The following is a 22049-nucleotide window of genomic DNA, read 5'->3' as shown; positions in this document are numbered from 1 at the left end:
AGGCCCGTGGGCGCCGGTCACTCACATGAGGGGTTCGTGTCCCGTGGGACGGTGCGCGCGTCGCGGCAAAGTCTCCTTTCGGATAATCCGTTACGGATCCAATGGGTACGCTGGCGACATGACCGCCATGTCACCCGCCCGCACCGAACCCGACCTGTCCTTCCTCCTCGACCACACCAGCCACGTCCTGCGCACCCGGATGTCGGCCGCCCTCGCCGAGATCGGGCTCACGGCGCGCATGCACTGCGTTCTCGTCCACGCCCTGGAGGAGGAGCGCACCCAGATCCAGCTCGCCGAGATCGGCGACATGGACAAGACCACGATGGTGGTCACGGTCGACGCCCTGGAGAAGGCCGGGCTCGCCGAGCGCCGGCCCTCCAGCAGGGACCGGCGCGCCCGGATCATCGCCGTCACCGAGGAGGGCGCACGGGTCGCGCGGCGGAGCCAGGAGATCGTCGACCGCGTACACGCGGAGGCGCTCGCCGCGCTCCCCGAGGGTGACCGGGAGGTGTTCCTGCGGGCACTGAACCACCTGGTCGAGGGGCACCTGGCGACTCCGGTCGAGGGCCCGCGACCGGCCCGGCGAGCCCGGCAGCGGGAGAAGTAGGACCCGGAAGAGGGCCGAGAACAGGGCCGAGAACAGGGCCGAGAAAAGGTCCGCAACAAATCGTCTGCAACAAAACTATCTGCTACGGTCTCTCCTGTCGGGTCCTATGACAGGAGAGACCGCCATGTCCCTCGCTCCACGCACCCTCGCCCTCGGCGTCATCGCCACCGGAATGCTGATGACCGTCCTCGACGGCAGCATCGTGACCGTCGCCATGCCGGCCATCCAGAACGACCTGGGCTTCTCCCCCGCCGCGCTCAGCTGGGTCGTCAACGCCTACCTGATCGCCTTCGGCAGCCTGCTGCTCCTCGCCGGGCGGCTCGGCGACCTGATCGGCCGCAAAAGGATGTTCCTCGCCGGTACGGGGGTGTTCACCGCCGCCTCGCTGCTGGCCGGGCTGGGTGATTCGCCCGCCGTACTGATCGCCGCCCGCTTCCTCCAGGGCGCCGGCAGCGCGATGGCCTCCGCCGTCAGCCTCGGCATCCTCGTCACACTGTTCACCGAGCCCCGCGAACGCGCCCGCGCCATCGCCGTGTTCAGCTTCACCGGCGCGGCGGGCGCCTCGCTCGGCCAGGTGCTCGGCGGCGTCCTCACCGACGCCCTCGACTGGCACTGGATCTTCTTCATCAACCTGCCGATCGGGCTCGCCGCCCTCGCCGTCGCCGTGCCCGCCCTGCCGGCCGACCGTGGCCGCGGCCTCGCCGCCGGAGCCGACGTCACCGGCGCGGCCCTGGTCACCGGCGGGCTGATGCTCGGCATCTACACCGTCGTCAAGGTCGAGGCGTACGGCTGGACTTCGGCCCACACGCTGGGCTTCGGCGCCCTCGCCGCCCTCCTGCTCGTCGCCTTCGTCGTACGCCAGGCGACCGCCGCCACCCCGCTCATGCCGCTGCGGATCCTCCGCTCGCGCAGCGTCGCCGGAGCCAACCTGGTCCAGGTCCTGATGGTGGCCGCGCTGTTCTCGTTCCAGGTCCTGGTCGCGCTCTACCTCCAGAAGGTCCTCGGGTACGGCGCCGCCGCCACCGGCCTCGCGATGCTCCCGGCCGCCGCCGTGATCGGCGCGGTGTCGCTGGGCGTCTCCGCCCGCCTCAACGCCCGCTTCGGGGAGCGCAACGTCCTGCTGGCCGGGCTGGTGCTGCTGATCGGCGTCCTCGGACTGCTCACCCGCGTCCCCGTCCAGGCCGACTACGTCGTCGACCTGCTGCCCGTGATGCTGCTCGCCGCCGGCTTCGGGCTGGCCCTGCCCGCCCTCACCACGCTCGGCATGTCGGACGCGGGCGAGGACGACGCCGGGCTGGCGTCCGGGCTGTTCAACACCACCCAGCAGATCGGCATGGCGCTGGGCGTCGCCGTCCTGTCCACGCTCGCCGCCTCCCGCACGGAGACGCTGGTGGCGAGCGGCAGCGGGCAGGCCGAGGCGCTGACCGGCGGGTACCGGCTGGCCTTCGCCGTCGGTACGGGGCTCATCGTCGCCGCCCTCGCCGTCGCGGCCACCGTGCTCCGTCAGCGAAGCGCCACACCGGCGGCCACCACCGGCGAGGCGCTCAAGCCGGCCGCAACGGTGTAGGCAGCGGCAGGCTGTGCAGCACGTCGAGGCGGGAGACCGCGCGGGTGAGGACCACGTACAGCCGGTTCAGCCCGCGCGGTTCGGCCGCCACGATGGCGGCGGGCTCGGCTACGACGACGTGGTCGTACTCCAGGCCCTTGGCGAGCGTGGCGGGCAGCACCGTCACGCGCGGCCCGGCGAGGCCAGCCTCCTCCAGCGCGCCGCGCAGCGCGCCGGCCGCCCGGTCCGTGGCGATCACGCCGACGGAGCCCTCCCGGGTCAGCGCCGACCGCACCGCGTCCACCACCGCCTCCCGCACGTCCCGCACCTCGCGGACCGCCACCTCGCCGTCCCGGCGCAGTGACCGGCCGGGCGGTACGTCCACGTCGAGGGCGTCCAGCAGCCGGTTGGCGAGCGCGACGACGCCCGCCGGGACGCGGAACCCGGTCGTCAGGGCGACCACGGGCACCGACTTCCGTCCCAGGTGGGCGAGTTGCTCCGGCCAGTCGCGGGCGGCCCACGGGGTGGTGCCCTGCGCGAGGTCGCCGAGGACGGTCAGGGTGCCGAAGTCCGCGCGGCGGGCGATCGCCCGGCACTGCATCGGGGAGAGGTCCTGGGCCTCGTCGATCACGATGTGCCCGTAGCCGGAGGGCCGTTCGACGAGCCCCGCGAGTTCGTCCAGCAGGACCAGGTCGGCCGCGCTCCACCGCGCCGACCGGTACGAGCGCGGCGGCTTCGGCCACCGGATCGCCTCCCGCTCCCGTTCGGTGAGCACGTCAGCGAACGGGTCGGGGTCGGCCAGCACCTCCGCGAGCACCTCCTCCGGCGTGACCTTGGGCCAGCACGCGTCCACGAACGCCGACACCGCCCGCGCCCGCGCCGTCTTCCGCGTCCACGCCCCGCTCCTCGGTCCCGCCCGCCGCTCCGCCAGGAGCTGGACCGCCCGTACCACCCGGCTGCGCACCCGCTCGCGCCCCACCGCGTAGGGCGGCGCCTCCGCCCGTACCTCCGCGACGATCCGCGCCAGCTCCTCCAGCGGCACCCGCCACCGGTAGGAGCCGTCCGGCACGGAAAGCGGCTCGGCGGGCGCGCCGACCCGTGCGTACAGAGCGCGGTGCAGGACGTCGGCCATCCGGGCGTCGTGCTTGACCACCTCCGCCTCGGGCGAGTCGTACGCGCGCACCTCGTGGCCCCGGTCGATCTCGTCCTCGACCGTCGACTGCCGGACGTCCGACTCCCCCAGCGCGGGCAGGACTTCGGAGACGTACGACAGGAAGGTGCGGTTCGGGCCGAGGATCAGGAGGCCGCCGCTCCGATGCGCCGCGAGTGGGTGTAGAGCAGGTACGCGGCCCGGTGCAGGCCGACGGCGGTCTTGCCGGTGCCGGGCGCGCCCTGGACGCAGAGGGACGCGGTGAGTGCGGCCCGTACGAGATCGTCCTGCTCGGGCTGGATGGTGGCGGCGATGTCCCGCATGGGCCCGACGCGGGGGCGCTCGATCTCGCCGGCGACGATCGCGCTCGGCGCACCGGTCTCCCCTGTGGCCAGGTGCTCGTCCTCCAGCCCGGTCAGGTCCGCCGGGTCGCCGTCGCCGAACGGCGCCCAGCCGAACCGGCGCCGCACGAGGACGCCCTGCGGGTCGCGGGCGCTCGCCTGGTAGAAGGCGCGCGCGACGGGGGCGCGCCAGTCGACGACGAGCGGCGGGGCGGCCGGGTGTTCGGCGATGCGGCGGCGGCCGATGTGGTGGCGCCGGCCGTCCTCGTGGTCGAGGCGGCCGAAGAACAGCGGGCCGCGCGGCTCCTCACGCAGTTCCTTGGCGCGGCTGCGCAGGTGGTGGCCGAGGGCCTCGGCGTCGGCGCCGGACGCGGAGACGTCCTCTCCGGTGACGACGTGGTGGGCGGCGCCCTCGACCATGCGGTTCAGGGCGGCGCGGCAGGTGTCGTGGAAGGTCCGTTCCTTGCTCAGTTCATGGTCGAGTGACGTCATGCCACCCAGAATAATGCAACTGAGTAACTTTTCTTATGGAGTTTCAATATGAACGAAGGATGACACACAGGGTAAGTCCACGTGTACGCAGATGTAACAAGAGGACTCGCGTTGACACTCTCCGTGTTCGGAAGCTAACTTCTCGGCGTCGTCGCCACACCAGGAGCACGAGGCTCCTCGGGACTAGCGACGCGAAGGACTTCTTCCAGTTGACGACTGAGACCGTCTTCGAGATTCAGCCCTTCACTACTCCGGACACCGCTGCGGGCCTGTTCACGGTTCAGCCCTACACCGCACACTGCCAGGTGATATGCGCCGAAGGCGCCCACGCCGTGATCGGCGTCTCCCCCGGCAACAGCTACTTCTCCGCCCAGCGGGTCATCGACCTGGCCCGCTGGGGCACCGCCCACTTCGACCAGGTGGACTTCGTCTATACCGACCTCCACGTGGCCGAGATGTACGAGGCCTCCGGCTATACCGCCGACGACGCCCGCCGCAAAGCCGTGAAGAACCTGCGCGGCGTGCGGGCCAAGGTCACCAACGCCGTCGCGACCGTCGACCCCGACGGGCGGCGCCTGCGCGCCCATCCCATGTCGGCGTTCCTGGACAACCCGGCGTACCGGGAGATCCACCGGCACCTGCTGAGCAGGCTCGCGACCGACCCGGACTTCCGCTCGACCTGCGACGCGCTCATCGACGCCTTCCTCTCCTCCAAGGTCCTGGACGGCAGGACGCCCACGGCCCGGCAGCGCGAGGTGTGCGTGGAGTACGTCTGCGCCGAGGCGCCGCTGTTCCTGGACACCCCGGCGATCCTGGGCGTGCCCTCGTCCCTCAACTGCTACCACCAGCTCCTGCCGATGGCCGAGCTGCTCTACTCGCGCGGCTCCGGGCTGCGCGCGTCCCGCAACCAGGGCCACGCGATCGTGACCCCCGCCGCACCCGCGCAGCACCCCGCCGAAGGAGACTCCTCCGATGTCCGTTGAGACGATGTCCGTTGGGACGATGTCCGCTGAGACGGTGTCCGCTGAGACACTGCCCGACGAGACACTGCCCGACCAGCTTCTCGACTTCCCGTTCTCCTGGCGCGGCGACCAGATACCCGCCGAGGTGGAGCTGTTGCGCAAGAAGTACCCGGTCAAGCGGGTGCGCACCATCGCCGGCGACGAGGCGTGGCTGGTGTCCTCCCACGCCCTGTGCAAGCGGGTGCTGGAGGACCCGAGGTTCAGCCTCAAGGACACCTCGGCACCCGGCGTACCCCGGCAGTACGCGCTGACGATCCCGCCCGAAGTCGTCAACAACATGGGCAACATCACCGGCGCCGGGCTGCGCAAGGCCGTGCTCAAGGCGCTCAACCCCAAGGCGCCCGGCCTGGTGGAGTGGATGCGGTCGGCCGCCGCCGACCTGGTCGACCGCGTCATCGCCGACGGAGCGCCGGGGGACCTGCGCGGACAGTTCGCCGACCCGTACTCCGCCGCCATGCACTGCCACATCCTCGGCATCCCGCAGGCGGACGCGCCCCGGCTGATGCGCAGCCTCGACATCGCGTTCATGAACTCCGCCTGCCCGATCGCCGGTGCCAAGCTCAACTGGGACCGCGACATCGCGTACATGGTGGAGCGCCTGGACGACCCGGCCACCACCGGCCTGATGGCCGAGCTGGCGGCGCTGCGGGAGGACCCGGAGTACGACCACCTCACGGACGAGATGCTGGCGACGGTCGGTGTGACCATGTTCGGCGCCGGGGTCATCTCCACGGCCGGCTTCCTGACCATGGCCCTGGTCTCCCTCATCCAGCACCCGGAGCTGAGGGCCGAACTCCTCGCCGACCGGGACAAGATCCCGGCGGCCGTCGACGAGCTGCTGCGGATCAACCTCTCCATCGGTGACGGCCTGCCGCGCCTGGCCATGGAGGACGTGATGCTCGGGGACGTGGAGGTCAAGAAGGGCGAGCTGGTCCTGGTGCTGGTCGAGGGCGCCAACTTCGACCCGGAGGCGTTCACCGACCCGCAGACCGTGGACCTCACCCGCGAGAACAACACGGACCACCTCTCCTTCGGCGGCGGGCGGCACTACTGCCCCGCGACCGCGCTCGGCAAGAAGCACGCGGAGATCGCCCTGGAGACCCTGCTCGACCGGATGCCCGACTTCCAGCTCGCCGTTCCGATCGCGCAGTTGGTGTGGCGTACCGGGTTCATGAAGCGGATCCCGGAGCGGCTGCCCGTGATGTGGTAGCCGGCCACGGACAAGGACCGCCGCTTTCCGGAGGAGGGAGCGGCGGCCTTGCCGTTCAGAGGGAAAGCCCCTCCGCCAGTTGCCGGAAGGCCAGGTCGGCGGCGGCCAGCGCGTCCGCCGCCACGGCTTCGGCGGTTTCGCCCGCGTCGATCCGGCGCCAGTTCTCCTCGGCCAGGATCCGCTGTACGGCGATGATCTGTCCGGCCGCGAGACGGCCTGGGAGACCGCTGTCCCCCAGCGCGGCCGCCAGCGCCCGCTCGGACGCGCCCTGGTACGCGTACAGTCGCGCGACCAGGCTGGGCGTGCCGTACAGCAGCCGGTGGAAGGCGAGCACGTCCGGGTCGTCGCTCAGCCCGGTCACCGGGTCGCGGCGCGCGAGCCCGTCGGTGAAGTGGCGGTGCAGCGCCTGAAGCGGGCCGACGTCCCCGGGCCGCTCGGCGACGACGCGTGCCGCCTCCTCGCGGTGGTCGGCGAACCGGTGCAGGACCAGGTCCTCCTTGGCGGGGAAGTACCGGAAGAGCGTCGGCTTGGAGACCTCGGCGGCCGCGGCGACCTCGGCGACCGAGACCCGGTCGAAGCCCTTCTCCAGGAAGAGGGCGATCGCCGTGTCGGAGATCGTCTGGTACGTCCGCCGCTTCTTGCGCTCCCGCAGCCCCATGTCACCGCTCATGCCGCCGAGCCTACGCACCCGCCGGCCGCACCCGTTGACCTCAACCGGACTTGACGTTCCAGACTCGGCTGCGCGGGCGCCGGACAGGCCGGACCAACGCCCGTGCACGGGAGGGGTGTGAGTGCGATGCGCGTGGCGCAGGTGAGGGCGTTCGGCGGCCCGGAGGTGCTGGTCCCGGCGGACGTCCCGGAACCGGTGGCGGGGCCCGGTCAGGTGCTCGTCGAAGTGGCCGCGGTGGACACGATCTTCCTGGAGACGCAGTTGCGGTCGGGCTGGGGCGGGGAGTACTTCACGCTCCAGCCGCCGTACGTCCCGGGCGGCGGCATCGCCGGTACGGTCCGGGCCGTCGGCGCGGGCGTCGACGGGGCGGCGTGGCTCGGCCGCCGGGTGGTCGCCTCGATCGGCCACACCGGCGGGTACGCCGAACGTGCCGTCGCCGACGCCGGGTCGGTGGTGCCCCTGCCGGACCGGCTGGCGTTCACGGAGGCGGCGGCCCTCGTCCACGACGGCGTCACCGCGACCGCGCTGCTGGAGGCGACGGAGCCGAAACCCGGCGAGACGGTGCTGGTCGTCGGCGCGTCCGGCGGGATGGGCACGCTGCTGGTGCAACTGGCGAAGGCGGCGGGCGCCCGGGTCGTCGGCACCGCGCGCGGTGAGCGCAAGACCGCGCTGGTACGGGAGCTGGGCGCCGACGCGGTGGTCGACACGGACGCCCCCGACTGGGTACGGCACGCCCGCGACGCCCTCGGCCCGGCGGGCGCGGACGTCGTACTGGACGGCGTGGGCGGTCAGCCGGGCCTGGCGGCGTTCGGGCTCGTCGTGGACGGCGGGCGGTTCTCCGCGCACGGGGCGCCGACCGGCGGTTTCGCCGCCGTCGACCCGGGCGAGGCGGAGCGGCGCGGCGTACGGCTGCTCGGCATCGGCGACGTCCAGCTGCCGCCGGAGGCCTACGCCCGGCTGGCGGACCGGGCCCTCGCGGAGGCGGCGGCCGGGCGGCTGCGACCGGTGATCGGCGGAACGTTCCCGCTGGACCGGGCGGCCGAGGCCCACGCGGCGATCGAGAACCGGAGCCTGCTGGGCAAGGTGGTGCTCACGGTGTGACCCGGCCGGTCGGCCTGTCAGGTGCGCTGTTCCGTGTACGTACGCGCTGAGCGGTGAGCGGCGGCGCGTACGGCGGTGAGCACCGGCTCCAGTGACGTCACCACGCGCCGCGCCCCGGCCCGGCGCAGCAGGTCGACGCGATCGTCGTCGCGGCCGTAGCCCAGGAACGGCACGCCCGACTCACGGGCGGCGGTCAGGTCGGCGGGCGTGGCGCCGATCACCAGGGACACCCCGGGCGCCGCGCCGAGCGAGGTGAGGGCCTGGTCGACGCGGCCGTGGACGTGCGGGCCGAAACAGCCGGACAGGCCCCGGTCGGCGAGGTAGCGCTCCACCGCCGCCGGACAGGTGCCGGAGACGACGGCGAGGCCCGTGCCGACCGCGTGCAGGGTGCGGATCAGCGGGTCGGCGTACGGCGTAGGCCATGCGGTCGCCGCACCGCGCAGCCGGCAGAGGGGGCCGTCGAAGCCGAACAGGACGTATTCGGTGCCGCCGATGACGTCGGTCAGGTCGTCGTACACAGCTGCCGCCCGGGGGTCGGGGTCAGGGGTGGGACGAGGGTGTCAGATCAGGTCCGCGCAGGGCTAGAACACGTCCGGACACCACGGCCGGCGCGAGGTGCGCAGCAGGGTGTCCGCCACCGCCGCCGCGCCCGGCGCCGACTCCTCCACCCTCCCCAGGGCCGCGAGCCGCACCGCCGACTCGTCGCCCAGGTACAGCGTCCCCAGCTCCCGCACGTCCATGATGAGGTCCGGCGACGCGGTGCTCGGCGCGCACGACGCGCCCTCCGGCGAGACGTCCAGCCGGAAGCGGCCGCCCGCCGGGCCCGCCGGGTCGTACAGCTCCAGCACGAGGGTGCCGGACCCCGCGTACGCGCGCGCCTCCAGGGCCCGTACGACGTCGAGGATCCGCACCCAGAGGAAGTCGGCGTGCGTCGTGACGCGCGCCGCGCGCGGGTCCGGCAGCAGCAGGGGCAGCAGGTCGTCGGGGGCGCGGTAGCCGGTCGTGACCGTGGTCATCCAGTCGACGGAGCAGACGAAGTGCCACAGCGCGCGCTCGGCGGCCGGGGTCACGGCGATCAGGTCGCGCACGGTCGCGGAGCACAGCGGCCGCTTGGCCTCCCAGGTGTCGTCGGTGGCGTAGCAGACGTACCCCTCCACCTCCCCGTCCGCCGCCCGGTACGTCGCGTAGAAGGGTTCCGTCCAGGGCTCGCCGGGCAGGCGCGCGGCGCCCGTGCCGACGTCCCAGACGCGCTGGTCCCGGCTGACCATGCCGTGCCGCACGGCGCGGAGCCGGTCGTGGAGGCCGGGGCCGAGCTTGCGGATGTCGTCCGGCGTGACCAGGTCGACGCGACCGCCGTCGTCCGGCCCGGGCCGGCGCGGGTCGAGGCCGGCGCGCCGTACGTCGACGGTCCACTCGGTGGTCCAGGCGGCCGGCCCGTACCCGTACCGGCCGTAGATCGGGTACTCGGCGGCGATCAGCGTCGAGAGGGCCTCGCCGCGCTCCCTGGCCGCCGCGAGGTCCGTGGCGATCATGCGGCTGAGCAGCCCGCGCCGCCGGTGCGTCGGTGAGACGGTCACGGCGGACACGGCGTTCGCGGTGACCCTGGCGCCTCCGGGGACGGTCAGCTCCTGCGCGAAGGAGCGGTAGGTGGCGACGCAGCGCCCGGCGTCGAACGCCCCCTGGGTACGGGCGAGGTCCACGTACGGGAGCCTTTGCTCGGCCTCTCCGTCCGGGACCGTGGGCGGCTGCATGAACCCGACGCGGCGGGCGCGCAGCCAGTCGGGGAACTCGGACTCCGTGACCGTGCGGACGTCGACGCTGATGGCGTCACGCTAGGCGCCGCCCCACGGCGGACGCACCCGGTTTTCCGGCCCCGCGCCCCCCGGGCTCAGGGCTCAGAACGCCGCGCGTATCTCGCCCACCCGCTGTCCGCCGCCCAGCAGCGGCGCGTCACCGATGCGGCCCACCACCGGCGCGTCCACGTCCAGCATCCGCAGCGCCCGCGCGAGGACCGGGCCCAGGGCGCGCCCGGAACCGTCGTCGATCTTGAAGGCGAGCGCCCGGCCGTCCGCGAGGGCGACCGCCTGGACCGCCTCGGCGCCCATCTTGGACAGCGCCCCCGGCACCTCCCGCATCAGCCAGGTGTCCGGGCGCCGCGTGCCCGCCACGTACTCGGGGTGCGCGCGCATCGCGTCGGCGACCCGCCGCTGCGGCGTCCCCGGCTCGGCGAGCACGTACGAGCGGAACGCGCGGGCGAGGCCCACCAGGCTGATCGCCATCAGCGGCGCGCCGCACCCGTCCGTACCGACCACCGGCACGCTCTCGCCCGACGCGGCCTGCACCTCGTCGAGGATCAGCGCCTGGAGCGGGTGGAGCGGGTCCAGGTAGGAGGCCGGGTCCCAGCCGTTGAGCGCGCAGGCGGCCAGCATCGCCGCGTGCTTGCCCGAGCAGTTCATGGTGATCCGCTCCCGGACGTTGCCGGCGGCCAGGTACGCCTCGGATTCCACCGGGTCCAGCGGCAGGTCGGGCGGGGTCTGGAGGTCGGCCTCGGTGAACCCGTGGTCGGCGAGCATCTTGCGGACCAGGTCCAGGTGGAACGGTTCGCCGGAGTGGCTCGCGGCGGCCAGCGCGAGGCGCTCCCCCGACAGGTCCAGGCCGGCCCGCAGCAGCGCCGCGGCCTGCATGGGCTTGTTGGACGAGCGCGGGAAGACCGGCGCCGTCGGGTCCCCGGCAGACAGCTCTACGGTGCCGTCCGCGGCCAGCACGACCAGCGCCCCCCGGTGATGGCCCTCGACGAAGCCGGAACGGACGACCTCGGCGAGGACCGGGGGTATGACGGCGGTGGCGGAGGAGGTCATGACGGCCGGCCTTCCGGGACGGTGACCTGCCTCCCCGTACTCAGCGGAGCAGGTCGTCTACTTGTGCTTCGCCTTCACGGTACCTGCGCGCGATCTCGGCACTGCAATCGTCGGCCGTCCGCTGCAGCTGCTGCCGGCGCCGCGACACCTGCTGCTCGTAGCGCGCGAGCCGCCCCATCGCGGCGTGCAGCTCCTCGTCCGTCCGGGCGGACAGGTCCGACAGCTCCACCTCCGCCAGCATGTCGGCGGCCAGCCGCCGGTACTCCTCGCCGCGCGGTGTGGAGAGCGTCACATGACGGGCCGACGAACGGTGCCGCGACGGGGTGTCCGCGAGGATCTCCGACAGCCGGTCCACGACCGCCACCTCCGTACCGCCGCGGCGTGCCAGTTCGGCGCGCAGGATGTCGATCCGGCCCTGGAGAAGCCTCCGTACGTAGCTCAGGTCCGCCTCGTCGCCGTGCGAGTCCCGGCGCAGCGCGCGCAGTTCCGGCAGCCGCATGGCCTTCAGGTCGTGCTGTCGCGCCTCCGGCAGGACGGCGTCACCGGTCCGCTGGGCGGGAGGCCGCAGCGCTCCTCTGCCACCGGCACATGTCATCGGTACGGGATGTGGCGTCTGCCCGGCGCCAGGTGTACTCATAGGAATCCGTCCCCTCGACCGGTGCGGAACACACCGCCTGAGAGGCATGGTGCCATTTGTGCCAGTGTCAATGCAGGCGCCTGCACCCGTTCGGACGCGGATAGGTTGGTCTGTATGCGTGCAGTGGTACAGAGGGTCGACGGGGCCAGGGTCGTCGTCGCCGGGGAAACGGTCGGCGAAATCGTCGGCGAGGGGCTGTGTGTGCTCGTCGGGGTCACCCATGAGGACACGGCGGAGAAGGCGGCGCAGCTGGCCCGGAAGCTGTGGTCGGTGCGGATCCTGGAGGGCGAGAAGTCCTGCTCGGACGTGAATGCGCCGTTGCTGGTGATTTCGCAGTTCACCCTCTACGGGGACGCCCGCAAGGGCCGCCGCCCCACCTGGAACGCGGCGGCGCCCGGCGAGGTCGCCGAGCCGCTGGTCGACGAGGTGGTGGCGCGGCTGCGGGAGCTGGGGGCGACGGTGGAGACGGGCCGGTTCGGAGCGGACATGCGGGTCTCGCTGACGAACCACGGCCCGTTCACGATCGTCGTCGACGTCTGAGGACGCGGCGCCCTACGGCTCGACAACGACCTCCTGCGCCGCCGCCGTACCTCCCGCGATCAGGTCCGCGTCCACCGGCACATTGCGCTTGACCAGCGCGAGCGCGATGGGGCCGAGCTCATGGTGGCGTACGGAGGTGGTGACGAACCCGAGCTGCCGCCCCTCCTCGCCGTCCGCCTTCAGCCGGACCGGCGTGCCGTGCGGCGGCAGGTGCACCTCGCTGCCGTCGAGGTGGAGGAAGACCAGCCGGCGCGGCGGCTTCCCCAGGTTGTGGACGCGCGCGACGGTCTCCTGGCCCCGGTAGCAGCCCTTCTGGAGGTGGACGGCGCTGCCGATCAGGCCGATCTCGTGCGGGATGGTGCGGTGGTCGGTCTCGAAACCGAGCCGGGGGCGGTGCCCCTCGACGCGCAGCGCCTCGTACGCCCAGATCCCGGCGAGCGGCCCGTGGTCCTCGGCGTACGCCTCCAGGTCCCCGCGCGGCAGGAACAGGTCCCGGCCGTGCGGGGTCTCCCGTACGGCGACACCGTCGGGTACGTCGGCGATGGAACCGGCCGGCAGGTGGACGACGGCGACGTCGTCCGTCCGGTCGGCGACCTCGACCCGGTAGAAGAACTTCATCGACTCCAGGTAGCCGATCAGCGCCTCCTGCGTACCGGGCTCGACGTGCGCCCAGACCGTCTCGCCGTCGTCGACGAGGTACAGGGCGTGCTCGATGTGGCCGTTCGCGGAGAGGATCAGCGCTTCGGTGGCGTGGCCGGCCGGGAGGTCGCTGACATGCTGGGTGAGCAGCAGGTGCAGCCAGCTGAGCCGGTCGTCGCCGGTCACGGTGATGACACCGCGGTGGCTGAGATCGACCAGCCCCTTGCCGGCGGCGAGGGCGCGCTGCTCGCGGAACAGGTCGCCGTAGTGCGCGGCGACACCTTCGTCGCACCCCTCGGCGGGGACGGCGCCGGGCAGGGACAGGAGAGGGCTGGTCGGTGATTGTCGCAGCATGTGATCAGCCTACGACTCGCCGCCGGATGGAGCCTCCGCCTTCTGCCCCTTCGTCCCCTCCTTCTCCTTCGCCGCGCAGTCCTCGCACAGCCCGAAGATCGCGAAGTGCTTCATGTCGGTGTCGAAGCCGAAGGTCCGGCGGAGCTTCGCGGTGAACTCGGCGGCCACCTCGACGTCCGCCTCGATGACGTTCGTACAGTCCCGGCACACCAGGTGCAGGTGGTGGTGCCGGTCGGCGAGGTGGTAGGTGGGAGCGCCGTGCCCGAGGTGGGCGTGGCTGACCAGGCCCAGCTCCTCCAGCAGCTCCAGCGTCCGGTAGACGGTGGAGATGTTCACGCCGGAGGCGGTCTTGCGCACCTCGCCGAGGATGTCGTCGGGCGTCGCGTGCCCCAGCACGTCCACCGCCTCCAGGACAAGCTGGCGCTGGGGAGTCAGCCGGTAGCCGCGCTGCCTCAGGTCGCTCTTCCAGTCGGTGCTCACCACGCGCTCCAGTGTAGGAGCACCGACCGGGAAAACCTCGGGCTACTTGAAGAACGCGATGCCGTCGTCCGGCAGGTCACCGAGGTCCTTGGCCCAGGACTCGACCTGCTCCGGCGTGACGACCTTCTTCAGGTGGGCCGACATGTAGGGCCGCAGCGGAACCTCGGGCGTCGACTTCTCGCCGACCCACATCAGGTCGCCCTTCACATACCCGTAGAGCCGCTTGCCGCCGCTGTAGGGCCCGGAGGCGGCGGTGCGGGCGACGGCGTCCGTGGCCAGGTCGATCTGCGGCTTCCGGTCGGCCAGCTCGCCGTACCAGACCTCGACGATGCCCTGGTCGCGCACCATCACGATCTCGACCTTGCGCTCCTTGTCGACGCGCCAGTAGCCGCTCTCGGACTCCAGGGGCTTGACCTTGTTGCCCTCGGCGTCCAGGACCCAGGTGCGCGAGGTGTACTCGATGAAGTCCCGGCCGTCGTGGCTGAAGGTCACGGACTGGCCGAAGTTGCACTTCTCGGCGCCGGGGAAGTCGGAGACGCCCGCGCCCTCCCACGTGCCCAGGAGGAACGCGAGGGGGACGAGGTTGGGGTTCAGGTCGGACGGGATCTCGATCATGAGCAGCTCTGTCGATCTGTAGGGGTGGCTGGAGGGAAGGTCAGCGCTGGCCCTGGTACAGCTTCTTCACGGTCAGCACGGCGAAGCCGAGCACGCCGACGCAGACCAGGACCAGCAGGGCGGAGAAGAAAGCCTCAAGCACAGGGTGCTCCTCGGTGAGCGGTATGGGCGAAGAAAGGGCCGGGTCCCAGCGTAATGGGTGGGGACCCGGCCCTCCGTGTGAGGTTCGGCCCAGGGGCGCGCACTACAGTTCCGGATATGGCGAAGAAGCTCGTGATCAAGGTGACCGCAGGGGCCGACGCCCCCGAGCGCTGCTCGCAGGCCTTCACGGTGGCGGCGGTGGCCGTGGCCAGTGGGGTGGAGGTGTCGCTCTGGCTGACCGGCGAGTCCTCGTGGTTCGCGCTGCCGGGCCGGGCGGCGGAGTTCGAGCTGCCGCACGCGGCGCCGCTGCCGGACCTGATCGACTCGATCCTGGCGGGCGGGCGGATCACGCTGTGCACGCAGTGCGCGGCGCGTCGGGAGATCACGGAGAAGGACGTACTGGAGGGCGTGCGCATCGCGGGCGCGCAGGTCTTCGTCAGCGAGACGATGACGGACGGCACGCAGGCGCTGGTGTACTAGGCGCCGGCGTACCAGGCGCTGGTGTACTGGTCACCGGCGTACTAGTCGCGGCGCTTCTTGCCGTCGAGCTCGTCCCACCACTCGTCGGACTTCGGGTCGCCGGACGGGTCGTCCCACCAGCGGTCCTCCGGCCCCCGCCGGTTGGCGATCATCGCGGCGACCGGCGGGATGACCATGGCGACGAAGCACATCGCGATGGCCGCCGGCACCGACCACAGCCGGACGACGGCCCAGGCGCCCACGAAGAGCACCAGGCAGGCCGTCATCATCCGGAAGTAGGCACGCCGGCGCTGTGCGTACATACGTCCAGCGTAGGACGGGAACGACCGAAGGGCCGCACCTCGGTCCCGGTAAGCGTCCAACCCCCAGGAGGTGCGGCCCTTCGGCCGGTATTCGGGTACGTCACACGGCGATGGCGACCTCGGCCAGGCCGCCCTGCTGGGCGACGACCGTGCGGTCGGCCGTGCCGCCCGGGACGAGGGCGCGGACGGTCCACGTGCCCTCGGCCGCGTAGAAGCGGAACTGGCCGGTCGCGGAGGTCGGGACCTCGGCGGTGAACTCACCGGTCGAGTCCAGCAGGCGCACGTAACCGACGACGGGCTCGCCGTCCTTGGTCACCTGACCCTGGATCGTGGTCTCACCGGGCTTGATCGTCGAAGCGTCCGGGCCGCCGGCCTGTGCTCCACACATGGGTACTCCTGAGGGGTGTGAGGGGTGGACGGGAGGTCCGGGACTACTTGTTGGCGCCGAGCTCGATCGGCACGCCGACGAGGGAGCCGTACTCGGTCCACGAGCCGTCGTAGTTCTTGACGTTCTCCTGGCCGAGCAGCTCGTGCAGGACGAACCAGGTCAGGGCCGAGCGCTCACCGATGCGGCAGTAGGCGATCGTGTCCTTCGCCAGGTCGACCTGCTCCTCGGCGTACAGCGCCTTGAGCTCCTCGTCGGACTTGAACGTGCCGTCGTCGTTGGCGTTCTTCGACCACGGGATGTTGCGGGCGCTCGGCACGTGGCCGGGGCGCTGCGACTGCTCCTGCGGGAGGTGCGCCGGGGCGAGCAGCTTGCCGCTGAACTCGTCGGGGGAACGCACGTCGACCAGGTTCAGGCTGCCGATCGCGGCGACGACGTCGTCACGGAAGGCGCGGATGGAGGTGTCCTGCGGCTTGGCCTTGTACTGGGTGGCCGGGCGGCTGGGGACCTCGGAGCCGTCGACCAGGTCGCGGGAGTCGAGCTCCCACTTCTTGCGGCCGCCGTCGAGGAGCTTGACGCTCTCGTGGCCGTACAGCTTGAAGTACCAGTAGGCGTACGAGGCGAACCAGTTGTTGTTGCCGCCGTAGAGGACGACGGTGTCGTCGTTGGCGATGCCCTTCGCGGAGAGGAGCTTCTCGAAGCCCTCCTGGTCGACGAAGTCGCGGCGGACCGGGTCCTGGAGGTCCTTCTTCCAGTCGATCCGGACGGCGTTCTTGATGTGGTTCTTGTCGTACGCCGACGTGTCCTCGTCGACCTCGACGATGACGACCTTCGGGTCGTCGATGTGGGCCTCGACCCAGTCGGCGTCTACCAGGACGTCGCTGCGGCTCATGTGTGTTCTCCTCCGGGGCAGTGTGCGGCGGGGTGCGGCGGGGTGGTGCCGGATGCTCTTCGCGTCTTCGCGTACGGGGGTACGGGCTCAACGGGTGGATTCGGCACCGGGTCGGGCCTCGATGGTGGAACGGGCCCTGGAATACGGGAGGTCGGGCTCCCGCTCAGACGGAGCGACAGAGCATGGCGGCGACGCGGCACAGGTCTACTGCCCGCCGCTTCGTGAGATCCGCCTGTCGCTTCATGACGCCGATCGTAGGGACGGACCGGTGGCCGTGTCACCGGCGTGTCGTATCGTGAGACACGATCGTCCGGAATGCGGGACGGAGGGCCACCCGGAAGAGTGACGGCCCGGCCGCCGCGCGGGGCATTGCCGCCCGTCATCTGCGGAGCGGACGGCCCCGTCTCACGATGTGGCCGAATAGAGCCGTAGGGCGGCGGTTCAGCCGGCCAGCACGACGTCCGTGCCGGTGACCGTGACCACGACACCGCCGGGCGTCGCCTCGACCTTCGTCAGCTTCAGCCCGGTCGGCAGCCCGCCGACCTGCCGGTCGAAGTCGGTGCGCTCGCGGATGCGCTCCTCGACCCCCGGGATGCCCTCGCCGGGCACCGTGTCGGCGCGTACGCGGATGGTGTCACCGCCCACCAGGCTGACCGTGGACAGCACGCTGCGCGTGACGCTGCCCAGGACCGGGACGTCGACGCTGCCGGTGACCTTGACCTTGCCGTTGCCGCCGTAGCCGACGGTGACGTCCTCGCCGGACGCCTTGCCGAGGTCGGCGTAGGAGATGCGGGCGGTGCCCGATGCGGTGGCGGCCACGGCGGTGGAGAAGTTGTTCTTCAGCCGCACGTTCTTCAGGGCGGCGTTCATCTCGGTGACGCGGACCTTGCGCCCGCCGGCCGACGCCTCCACGCCCGTGAGGGTGACGTCGACCTGGTCCAGCTCCTTGCCCATGACCTGGGTCAGGAACGGGAAGCCCTTGATCGAGACGTCCGCGGAGCCGGCCAGGCCCTGGTTGGCCCGTATGCGCTCGGCGGCCTCGGACTCGGCGTAGTTCACCGCCAAGCGGTCCGCGATGGTGAAGAGACCACCCAGGATCACAGCGGTGATCAGCAGTATTCGCAGTGCTCGCATTGCCCGGTGTTCCCCCACCCTGTTCGCGCGCGTGTTCGCGCCCCGCCCCCGGTCACGTCATGATCGACGCGCGAGGCTACTCATTGGTTCCCCGTCTGTCACCTACACCACGCAGGCCAGCGCGCGCCCCAGCAGGTAGACGGCGGGCGCGGCGACAGCGAGCGGCAGCGCCACCCCGGCCGTCATGTGGACGAAGCGGGACGGGTAGTCGTAACTGGCCACCCGGTGGCCGATCAGCGCGCACACCCCGGCGCCCAGCCCCAGCAGCGCGCCCTGCGCCCCCATGCCGGTCAGCCCCCCGGCGGCGGCCCCGGCACCGGCGGCCGCGAGCAGCGCCACCACGAGCGACGCGGCGCCCGGCAGCGGCAGCGCGCGGGCCACGACCGTGACGGCGACCGCGAGGCCGCCCACGACGACCGCGTCCGACGCGGCGGCCAGGTGCCCGGCCGCGACGACGGCGAGCGCGGCGGAGGTGACCGTGGCCATCAGGCCGTACTGGCGCTCGTCGGAGCCGGCGTGGCTGCGCAGCTGGAGGACCAGGACGAGGAGCACCCAGACCCCGAGCGTGCCGAGGATCGCGGCGGGCGCGTGCTCCTTGCCGGCGGCGAGCAGCGCGATGTCCGCGGCGAGGCCGCCGGCGAAGGCGAGCGCGATGCCCTGTCGGGCGGGCCACATGCCGTTGAGCCGGAACCAGCCGGCGGCGGTGACGGCCTGGAGCAGGATCAGCGGGACGAGCAGTCCGTACGACCCGAGGGCGGCGCCCGCCGCCATCAGGATCCCGAGGAGCGCCGTCAGCAGGGCCGGCTGCATACCCGGCTCGATGACCGGCGAACGGCCCTCGGCGCGGGCCCGCTGGGCGTCGGTCATCCGCACGTGCCCGGAGGTGGTGGGCGCGCTGTACTCGGGCCCGGAAACCGGCTCGGAAACCGGCCCGGGGGCGGCGGGGCCGGGGGCGACCGGCCGCAGGTGGGTGGTGGGCGCGGGGTCCGGGGCGACCGGCCTCAGGTGGGTGGTGGGGGTGTCGTACGGGACCTCGGGGGGCAGCGGGTACGAGCCGGAGCCCCCGAACGCCCCCTGCGCCGGGAGGTAGGCGGTGTCCGCCGCGTACGGCTGGGCGGGCTGCACGGGCTGCACGGGGTGCTCGACGGCCGGCTGGTACTGGGTGTCCCAGGTCTGGCCCTCCCACGTCTGCGCGACGTCCGGGTGGTCCTGGTACCCGTGTCCGTACGGGTACTGCTGATCGCTGCTCATGCTGTGCGGTTCACCCTCCTGCGAACGGCGGGAGCACCTCGACCGTGCCGCCCTCGGCAAGCCGTACGGTCTCATGGCTCCGGGTCCCGACGGGATCACCGTCGACCAGGAAAGAACACCGCTGGAGTACCCGGACCAGCTCGCCCGGGTGCCGCTCGCGCACGGCGTCCAGCGCCTCGGCCAGGTTCTCCGCGGCGTACGGCTCCTCGGCGATCCCGGCGGCGGCCTTGGCCGCGGCCCAGTAGCGGATGGTCCCCGCTGCCATAGCGGCACTCCTTTCGTCGGCCTCGTCGGCATCCATCATGAGCTATGGCACCGCCAGCCAGTCCGCGATGCGGGCGAGCAGGGCGTCGTCCGCCGCGTTCTCGGCGTGCCCCATGCCCGGCTCCAGCCACAGTTCGGCGGGGCCGGCGGCCGCCAGCATCCGCGGGTGGTCGACCGGGAAGTACGGGTCGCGGTCGCCGTGCACGATCAGCAGCGGCACGGGGGCGATCAGCGGCACCGCCTCGACGGGCGGCATCGGCACCGGGTCCCAGTCCCGGTCGTGGATGCGGGTGCGCAGCCCGTAGCGGCCCACCAGCCGCCCGGCGGGCCGGGTGACCACCCAGTGCAGCCGCCGCATCGGCGCCGTACCCCGGTAGTACCAGCGCGCGGGAGCACTGACGGCGACCACGGCGTCCGTACGCGCCCCGTCCGCCGCGTCCTTGTACAGCGCCGCGTGCCGCAGCACCACCGACCCGCCCATCGAGAACCCGACCGTCGCCACGCGCGCGTACCCCAGCTCACGCGCCCACGCGACCGCCGCCGCCAGGTCCAGCACCTCCCGGTCACCGACCGTGGAACGGCCGCCCGACCGGCCGTGCCCGCGGAAGGAGAACGTCACGACCCCGGCACGCCGCCCGAACACCCGCGCCGCCCGCCGCACCGCCGGCCGGTCCACCGAGCCCGTGAATCCATGGGCGACAACAATGGCCGTGTCCGTAACACTGTCTGTATGCGGTGCTTTGTACGGCGCATGAACCGCTTCGATCGCGACCCCGTCGGATGTACGCAACGTTGCGCGCAGAGGGCCCGGAGTGATCGAGGGAACATCCACGATGTGAAATGCGCCCTCTTTCTCGGAACTCATGTGGGCTATTGTGCTCGGCAGAGGATCCGGGCAACGCAGCCCCCGGGTCCTTTTGTGTTTTCCGCCCGTTGTTACAGGCAGGTGAACAAAGGCTCTCAGGGCGCGGGGAGCCTCGTACGAAGCAGTGCCGCAACGTCCTCGCAGGGACCGAGGAGGAACCGACGTTATGGGCCAGCGAACCGTGCACGACCATAGGACGACGACGACCCGGGCAGGTGGGGACGCGCGATGAGCTCTCTGCTGCTCCTCACCAATGCCCTCCAGCCGTCGACGGAGGTGCTCCCCGCCCTCGGACTGCTGCTGCACAACGTGCGCGTGGCCCCCGCCGAGGGCCCGGCCCTCGTGGACACCCCCGGCGCGGACGTGATCCTCGTCGACGGCCGCCGCGACCTGCCGCAGGTGCGGTCGCTGTGCCAGCTGCTGCGCTCCACGGGGCCCGGCTGCCCGCTGATCCTGGTCGTCACGGAGGGCGGTCTCGCGGCCGTCACCGCCGACTGGGGCATCGACGACGTGCTGCTGGACACGGCCGGTCCCGCCGAGGTCGAGGCACGGCTCCGGCTCGCGACGGGCCGCCAGCAGATCACCGCCGACGACTCCCCCATGGAGATCCGCAACGGCGACCTGTCGGTCGACGAGGCGACGTACAGCGCCAAACTCAAGGGCCGGGTCCTGGACCTGACCTTCAAGGAGTTCGAGCTGCTGAAGTACCTGGCGCAGCACCCCGGCCGGGTCTTCACCCGCGCCCAGCTCCTGCAGGAGGTGTGGGGGTACGACTACTTCGGCGGTACGCGCACGGTCGACGTCCACGTACGGCGGCTGCGCGCCAAGCTGGGCCCCGAGCACGAGTCGCTGATCGGGACCGTCCGCAACGTCGGCTACCGCTTCGTGACGCCCGAGAAGGTGGAGCGCGCGGCCGAGGAGGCCCGTACGAAAGAGGCGAAGGCGGCAAAGGCGGCGGCCGCCACCCGTACGGAGGACACCGAAGAGGTGCAGGAAGCCGCCGTACGACCTGCCCAGAGGTAGGTCACCCCGCGTAGACTGCCGCGCGTGGCCAAGGTGACGCGGGACGATGTGGCGCGACTGGCGGGTACTTCCACCGCCGTCGTGAGCTATGTCATCAACAACGGACCCCGGCCGGTCGCCCCGGCCACGCGCGAGCGGGTACTCGCAGCGATCAAGGAGCTGGGCTACCGGCCCGACCGCGTCGCGCAGGCCATGGCCTCGCGGCGCACCGACCTCATAGGCATGATCGTCCCCGACGCGCGGCAGCCGTTCTTCGCGGAGATGGCGCACGCGGTCGAACGGGCCGCCGCCGACCGCGGGAAGATGGTCCTCGTCGGCAACTCCGACTACCGCGACGACCGCGAGGTGCACTACCTGCGCGCCTTCCTCGGCATGCGGGTCGCCGGGCTGATCCTGGTCAGCCAGGGCCCCAGCGAGCGCGCCGCGCTGGAGATCGAGGCGTGGGACGCGCGCGTGGTGCTGCTGCACGAGCGGCCCGAGGCCATCGACGACGTCGCCGTCGTCACGGACGACATCGGCGGCGCGCAGCTCGCCACCCGCCACCTCCTGGAGCACGGGCACGCGTACGTCGCCTGCCTCGGCGGCGTCGAGAACACCCCCGCCGTCGGCGACCCGGTGGCCGACCACGAGGAGGGCTGGCGCCGCGCGATGCTGGAATCCGGCCGCTCGGTGGAGGGCCGGCTGTTCCAGGCCCCGTACAACCGCTACGACGCCTACCAGGTGGCCCTGAAGATCCTGTCGGGCCCCGACCGGCCGCCGGCGATCTTCTGCTCCACCGACGACCAGGCGATCGGCGTGCTGCGCGCGGCGCGCGAGCTGCGCCTGGACGTGCCGGGCGACCTGGCGGTGGCGGGCTTCGACGACGTCAAGGAGGCCGCGCTGACGGACCCGCCGCTGACCACGGTCTCCTCCGACCGCCCGGCGATGGCCCGCGCGGCGGTGGACCTGGTCCTGGACGACGGCCTGCGGGTGGCGGGGTCGCGGCGGGAGCGCGTGAAGCAGTTCCCGTCGGCGCTGATAGTGCGCCGGTCCTGCGGCTGCGGCTGACAC

25 protein-coding genes and 1 pseudogene are annotated in these 22049 nt (G+C 72.2%); 9 read left to right on the top strand and 17 right to left on the bottom strand.

Annotation, left to right across the window (positions count from 1 at the left end; all coding sequences use genetic code 11):
• Nucleotides 1–118: 118 nt before the first annotated feature.
• Nucleotides 119–607 carry a MarR family winged helix-turn-helix transcriptional regulator gene (locus AMK26_RS25935; RefSeq protein ID WP_073757186.1) on the top strand — a complete coding sequence of 163 codons (489 nt, stop codon included), beginning with the start codon at nt 119–121 and terminating at the stop codon, nt 605–607.
• A gap of 124 nt (nt 608–731) precedes the next feature.
• On the top strand, nt 732–2174 hold the full coding sequence (locus AMK26_RS25930; RefSeq protein ID WP_241838079.1) for an MFS transporter: 1443 nt from the start codon (nt 732–734) through the stop codon (nt 2172–2174).
• On the opposite strand, the pseudogene AMK26_RS25925 reads toward AMK26_RS25930, so the two are convergent.
• Nucleotides 2152–4136, bottom strand: a pseudogene (locus AMK26_RS25925) (HelD family protein). The gene AMK26_RS25930 and the pseudogene AMK26_RS25925 sit on opposite strands and share 23 nt — an antisense overlap.
• Before the next feature lie 209 nt (nt 4137–4345).
• Here AMK26_RS25925 and AMK26_RS25920 point away from each other — a divergent pair.
• The gene (locus AMK26_RS25920) at nt 4346–5119 is read left to right on the top strand and encodes a tRNA-dependent cyclodipeptide synthase (protein ID WP_241838078.1); all 774 of its coding nucleotides are present in this window, start codon (nt 4346–4348) and stop codon (nt 5117–5119) included.
• Nucleotides 5120–5153: 34 nt separating this feature from the next.
• Nucleotides 5154–6368, top strand: coding sequence for a cytochrome P450 (locus AMK26_RS25915; RefSeq protein WP_274536134.1), 1215 nt, complete (start codon nt 5154–5156; stop codon nt 6366–6368).
• 55 nt (nt 6369–6423) lie between these two features.
• Here AMK26_RS25915 and AMK26_RS25910 read toward each other — a convergent pair whose 3' ends face one another.
• Nucleotides 6424–7038: a TetR family transcriptional regulator gene (locus AMK26_RS25910; protein ID WP_073757183.1), complete on the bottom strand. Its 615-nt coding sequence runs from the start codon at nt 7036–7038 to the stop codon at nt 6424–6426.
• A 126-nt stretch (nt 7039–7164) separates the two neighbouring features.
• On the opposite strand from AMK26_RS25910, the gene AMK26_RS25905 reads away from it, so the two are divergent.
• Nucleotides 7165–8139 (top strand): zinc-binding dehydrogenase, encoded by a 975-nt coding sequence (locus AMK26_RS25905; protein ID WP_073757182.1) that lies wholly within the window; start codon nt 7165–7167, stop codon nt 8137–8139.
• 17 nt (nt 8140–8156) lie between these two features.
• Here the strand turns inward: AMK26_RS25905 and AMK26_RS25900 are convergent, their stop codons facing one another.
• The 4 genes from AMK26_RS25900 to AMK26_RS25885 all read right to left on the bottom strand — a co-directional run bounded on the left by AMK26_RS25900 (nt 8157) and on the right by AMK26_RS25885 (nt 11634).
• On the bottom strand, nt 8157–8657 hold the full coding sequence (locus AMK26_RS25900) for an HAD family hydrolase (RefSeq protein WP_073757181.1): 501 nt from the start codon (nt 8655–8657) through the stop codon (nt 8157–8159).
• Nucleotides 8658–8720: 63 nt separating this feature from the next.
• Entirely contained in the window at nt 8721–9962 is a 1242-nt protein-coding gene (locus AMK26_RS25895) for a GNAT family N-acetyltransferase (RefSeq protein WP_073757180.1), read from the bottom strand.
• A gap of 72 nt (nt 9963–10034) precedes the next feature.
• Nucleotides 10035–10997: an asparaginase gene (locus AMK26_RS25890; RefSeq protein WP_073757179.1), complete on the bottom strand. Its 963-nt coding sequence runs from the start codon at nt 10995–10997 to the stop codon at nt 10035–10037.
• 40 nt (nt 10998–11037) lie between these two features.
• Nucleotides 11038–11634 carry an RsiG family protein gene (locus AMK26_RS25885; RefSeq protein ID WP_073757178.1) on the bottom strand — a complete coding sequence of 199 codons (597 nt, stop codon included), beginning with the start codon at nt 11632–11634 and terminating at the stop codon, nt 11038–11040.
• Nucleotides 11635–11748: 114 nt separating this feature from the next.
• Here AMK26_RS25885 and dtd point away from each other — a divergent pair, with 114 nt between their 5' ends.
• Nucleotides 11749–12174: a D-aminoacyl-tRNA deacylase gene (gene dtd, locus AMK26_RS25880; protein WP_073757177.1), complete on the top strand. Its 426-nt coding sequence runs from the start codon at nt 11749–11751 to the stop codon at nt 12172–12174.
• A gap of 12 nt (nt 12175–12186) precedes the next feature.
• Here dtd and ygfZ read toward each other — a convergent pair whose 3' ends face one another.
• Genes ygfZ through AMK26_RS25865 form a run of 3 tightly spaced genes read right to left on the bottom strand, consistent with a single transcriptional unit; the run spans nt 12187 to nt 14262 of the window.
• On the bottom strand, nt 12187–13167 hold the full coding sequence (ygfZ, locus tag AMK26_RS25875) for a CAF17-like 4Fe-4S cluster assembly/insertion protein YgfZ (protein WP_073757176.1): 981 nt from the start codon (nt 13165–13167) through the stop codon (nt 12187–12189).
• 9 nt (nt 13168–13176) lie between these two features.
• A complete protein-coding gene (locus AMK26_RS25870) occupies nt 13177–13650 on the bottom strand; it encodes a Fur family transcriptional regulator (protein ID WP_073757175.1) in 474 nt (157 codons plus the stop codon).
• A gap of 39 nt (nt 13651–13689) precedes the next feature.
• Nucleotides 13690–14262, bottom strand: a complete 573-nt coding sequence (locus AMK26_RS25865; protein WP_073757174.1) for an FABP family protein — start codon at nt 14260–14262, stop codon at nt 13690–13692.
• Between the two features lie 258 nt (nt 14263–14520).
• Here AMK26_RS25865 and AMK26_RS25860 point away from each other — a divergent pair, with 258 nt between their 5' ends.
• Nucleotides 14521–14883 carry a DsrE family protein gene (locus tag AMK26_RS25860; RefSeq protein WP_073757173.1) on the top strand — a complete coding sequence of 121 codons (363 nt, stop codon included), beginning with the start codon at nt 14521–14523 and terminating at the stop codon, nt 14881–14883.
• 41 nt (nt 14884–14924) lie between these two features.
• Here AMK26_RS25860 and AMK26_RS25855 read toward each other — a convergent pair whose 3' ends face one another.
• The 8 genes from AMK26_RS25855 to AMK26_RS25820 form a co-directional block, all read right to left on the bottom strand.
• Nucleotides 14925–15185 carry a DUF3099 domain-containing protein gene (locus tag AMK26_RS25855; protein WP_079277821.1) on the bottom strand — a complete coding sequence of 87 codons (261 nt, stop codon included), beginning with the start codon at nt 15183–15185 and terminating at the stop codon, nt 14925–14927.
• Between the two features lie 100 nt (nt 15186–15285).
• Nucleotides 15286–15573, bottom strand: coding sequence for a DUF1416 domain-containing protein (locus tag AMK26_RS25850; protein ID WP_064067594.1), 288 nt, complete (start codon nt 15571–15573; stop codon nt 15286–15288).
• A 43-nt stretch (nt 15574–15616) separates the two neighbouring features.
• Nucleotides 15617–16462 carry a sulfurtransferase gene (locus AMK26_RS25845; RefSeq protein WP_073757171.1) on the bottom strand — a complete coding sequence of 282 codons (846 nt, stop codon included), beginning with the start codon at nt 16460–16462 and terminating at the stop codon, nt 15617–15619.
• Between the two features lie 163 nt (nt 16463–16625).
• Nucleotides 16626–16706 (bottom strand): putative leader peptide, encoded by an 81-nt coding sequence (locus tag AMK26_RS38745; RefSeq protein WP_350497993.1) that lies wholly within the window; start codon nt 16704–16706, stop codon nt 16626–16628.
• 197 nt (nt 16707–16903) lie between these two features.
• On the bottom strand, nt 16904–17596 hold the full coding sequence (locus tag AMK26_RS25835; RefSeq protein WP_073757170.1) for an LmeA family phospholipid-binding protein: 693 nt from the start codon (nt 17594–17596) through the stop codon (nt 16904–16906).
• Between the two features lie 102 nt (nt 17597–17698).
• Nucleotides 17699–18922 carry a hypothetical protein gene (locus tag AMK26_RS25830; RefSeq protein ID WP_443333190.1) on the bottom strand — a complete coding sequence of 408 codons (1224 nt, stop codon included), beginning with the start codon at nt 18920–18922 and terminating at the stop codon, nt 17699–17701.
• Nucleotides 18858–19112 carry a MoaD/ThiS family protein gene (locus AMK26_RS25825; RefSeq protein ID WP_073757168.1) on the bottom strand — a complete coding sequence of 85 codons (255 nt, stop codon included), beginning with the start codon at nt 19110–19112 and terminating at the stop codon, nt 18858–18860. The genes AMK26_RS25830 and AMK26_RS25825 overlap by 65 nt, the downstream gene beginning before the upstream one ends.
• Nucleotides 19113–19154: 42 nt before the next feature.
• Nucleotides 19155–19976, bottom strand: coding sequence for an alpha/beta hydrolase (locus AMK26_RS25820; RefSeq protein WP_073757167.1), 822 nt, complete (start codon nt 19974–19976; stop codon nt 19155–19157).
• Between the two features lie 228 nt (nt 19977–20204).
• On the opposite strand from AMK26_RS25820, the gene AMK26_RS25815 reads away from it, so the two are divergent.
• Nucleotides 20205–20999: a response regulator transcription factor gene (locus tag AMK26_RS25815; protein ID WP_073757166.1), complete on the top strand. Its 795-nt coding sequence runs from the start codon at nt 20205–20207 to the stop codon at nt 20997–20999.
• 24 nt (nt 21000–21023) lie between these two features.
• On the top strand, nt 21024–22046 hold the full coding sequence (locus tag AMK26_RS25810) for a LacI family DNA-binding transcriptional regulator (RefSeq protein WP_073757165.1): 1023 nt from the start codon (nt 21024–21026) through the stop codon (nt 22044–22046).
• The last annotated feature ends 3 nt before the right edge of the window (nt 22047–22049 follow it).

Origin of the sequence: Streptomyces sp. CB03234 (assembly GCF_001905885.1) — a bacterium.
Lineage (GTDB): Bacteria > Actinomycetota > Actinomycetes > Streptomycetales > Streptomycetaceae > Streptomyces.
This window is presented reverse-complemented; position numbering and strand designations above follow the sequence as displayed.

What these genes read in the sequence shown, in the direction of transcription:
- AMK26_RS25935 (WP_073757186.1), top strand. Translation starts at nt 119, where the DNA reads ATGACCGCCATGTCACCCGCCCGCACCGAACCCGACCTGTCCTTCCTC.
- AMK26_RS25930 (WP_241838079.1), top strand. Translation starts at nt 732, where the DNA reads ATGTCCCTCGCTCCACGCACCCTCGCCCTCGGCGTCATCGCCACCGGA.
- AMK26_RS25910 (WP_073757183.1), bottom strand. Translation starts at nt 7,038, where the DNA reads ATGAGCGGTGACATGGGGCTGCGGGAGCGCAAGAAGCGGCGGACGTAC.
- AMK26_RS25905 (WP_073757182.1), top strand. Translation starts at nt 7,165, where the DNA reads ATGCGCGTGGCGCAGGTGAGGGCGTTCGGCGGCCCGGAGGTGCTGGTC.
- AMK26_RS25890 (WP_073757179.1), bottom strand. Translation starts at nt 10,997, where the DNA reads ATGACCTCCTCCGCCACCGCCGTCATACCCCCGGTCCTCGCCGAGGTC.
- AMK26_RS25885 (WP_073757178.1), bottom strand. Translation starts at nt 11,634, where the DNA reads ATGAGTACACCTGGCGCCGGGCAGACGCCACATCCCGTACCGATGACA.
- dtd (WP_073757177.1), top strand. Translation starts at nt 11,749, where the DNA reads ATGCGTGCAGTGGTACAGAGGGTCGACGGGGCCAGGGTCGTCGTCGCC.
- ygfZ (WP_073757176.1), bottom strand. Translation starts at nt 13,167, where the DNA reads ATGCTGCGACAATCACCGACCAGCCCTCTCCTGTCCCTGCCCGGCGCC.
- AMK26_RS25865 (WP_073757174.1), bottom strand. Translation starts at nt 14,262, where the DNA reads ATGATCGAGATCCCGTCCGACCTGAACCCCAACCTCGTCCCCCTCGCG.
- AMK26_RS25860 (WP_073757173.1), top strand. Translation starts at nt 14,521, where the DNA reads ATGGCGAAGAAGCTCGTGATCAAGGTGACCGCAGGGGCCGACGCCCCC.
- AMK26_RS25855 (WP_079277821.1), bottom strand. Translation starts at nt 15,185, where the DNA reads ATGTACGCACAGCGCCGGCGTGCCTACTTCCGGATGATGACGGCCTGC.
- AMK26_RS25850 (WP_064067594.1), bottom strand. Translation starts at nt 15,573, where the DNA reads ATGTGTGGAGCACAGGCCGGCGGCCCGGACGCTTCGACGATCAAGCCC.
- AMK26_RS25845 (WP_073757171.1), bottom strand. Translation starts at nt 16,462, where the DNA reads ATGAGCCGCAGCGACGTCCTGGTAGACGCCGACTGGGTCGAGGCCCAC.
- AMK26_RS38745 (WP_350497993.1), bottom strand. Translation starts at nt 16,706, where the DNA reads ATGAAGCGACAGGCGGATCTCACGAAGCGGCGGGCAGTAGACCTGTGC.
- AMK26_RS25835 (WP_073757170.1), bottom strand. Translation starts at nt 17,596, where the DNA reads ATGCGAGCACTGCGAATACTGCTGATCACCGCTGTGATCCTGGGTGGT.
- AMK26_RS25830 (WP_443333190.1), bottom strand. Translation starts at nt 18,922, where the DNA reads ATGAGACCGTACGGCTTGCCGAGGGCGGCACGGTCGAGGTGCTCCCGC.
- AMK26_RS25825 (WP_073757168.1), bottom strand. Translation starts at nt 19,112, where the DNA reads ATGGCAGCGGGGACCATCCGCTACTGGGCCGCGGCCAAGGCCGCCGCC.
- AMK26_RS25820 (WP_073757167.1), bottom strand. Translation starts at nt 19,976, where the DNA reads ATGAGTTCCGAGAAAGAGGGCGCATTTCACATCGTGGATGTTCCCTCG.
- AMK26_RS25815 (WP_073757166.1), top strand. Translation starts at nt 20,205, where the DNA reads ATGAGCTCTCTGCTGCTCCTCACCAATGCCCTCCAGCCGTCGACGGAG.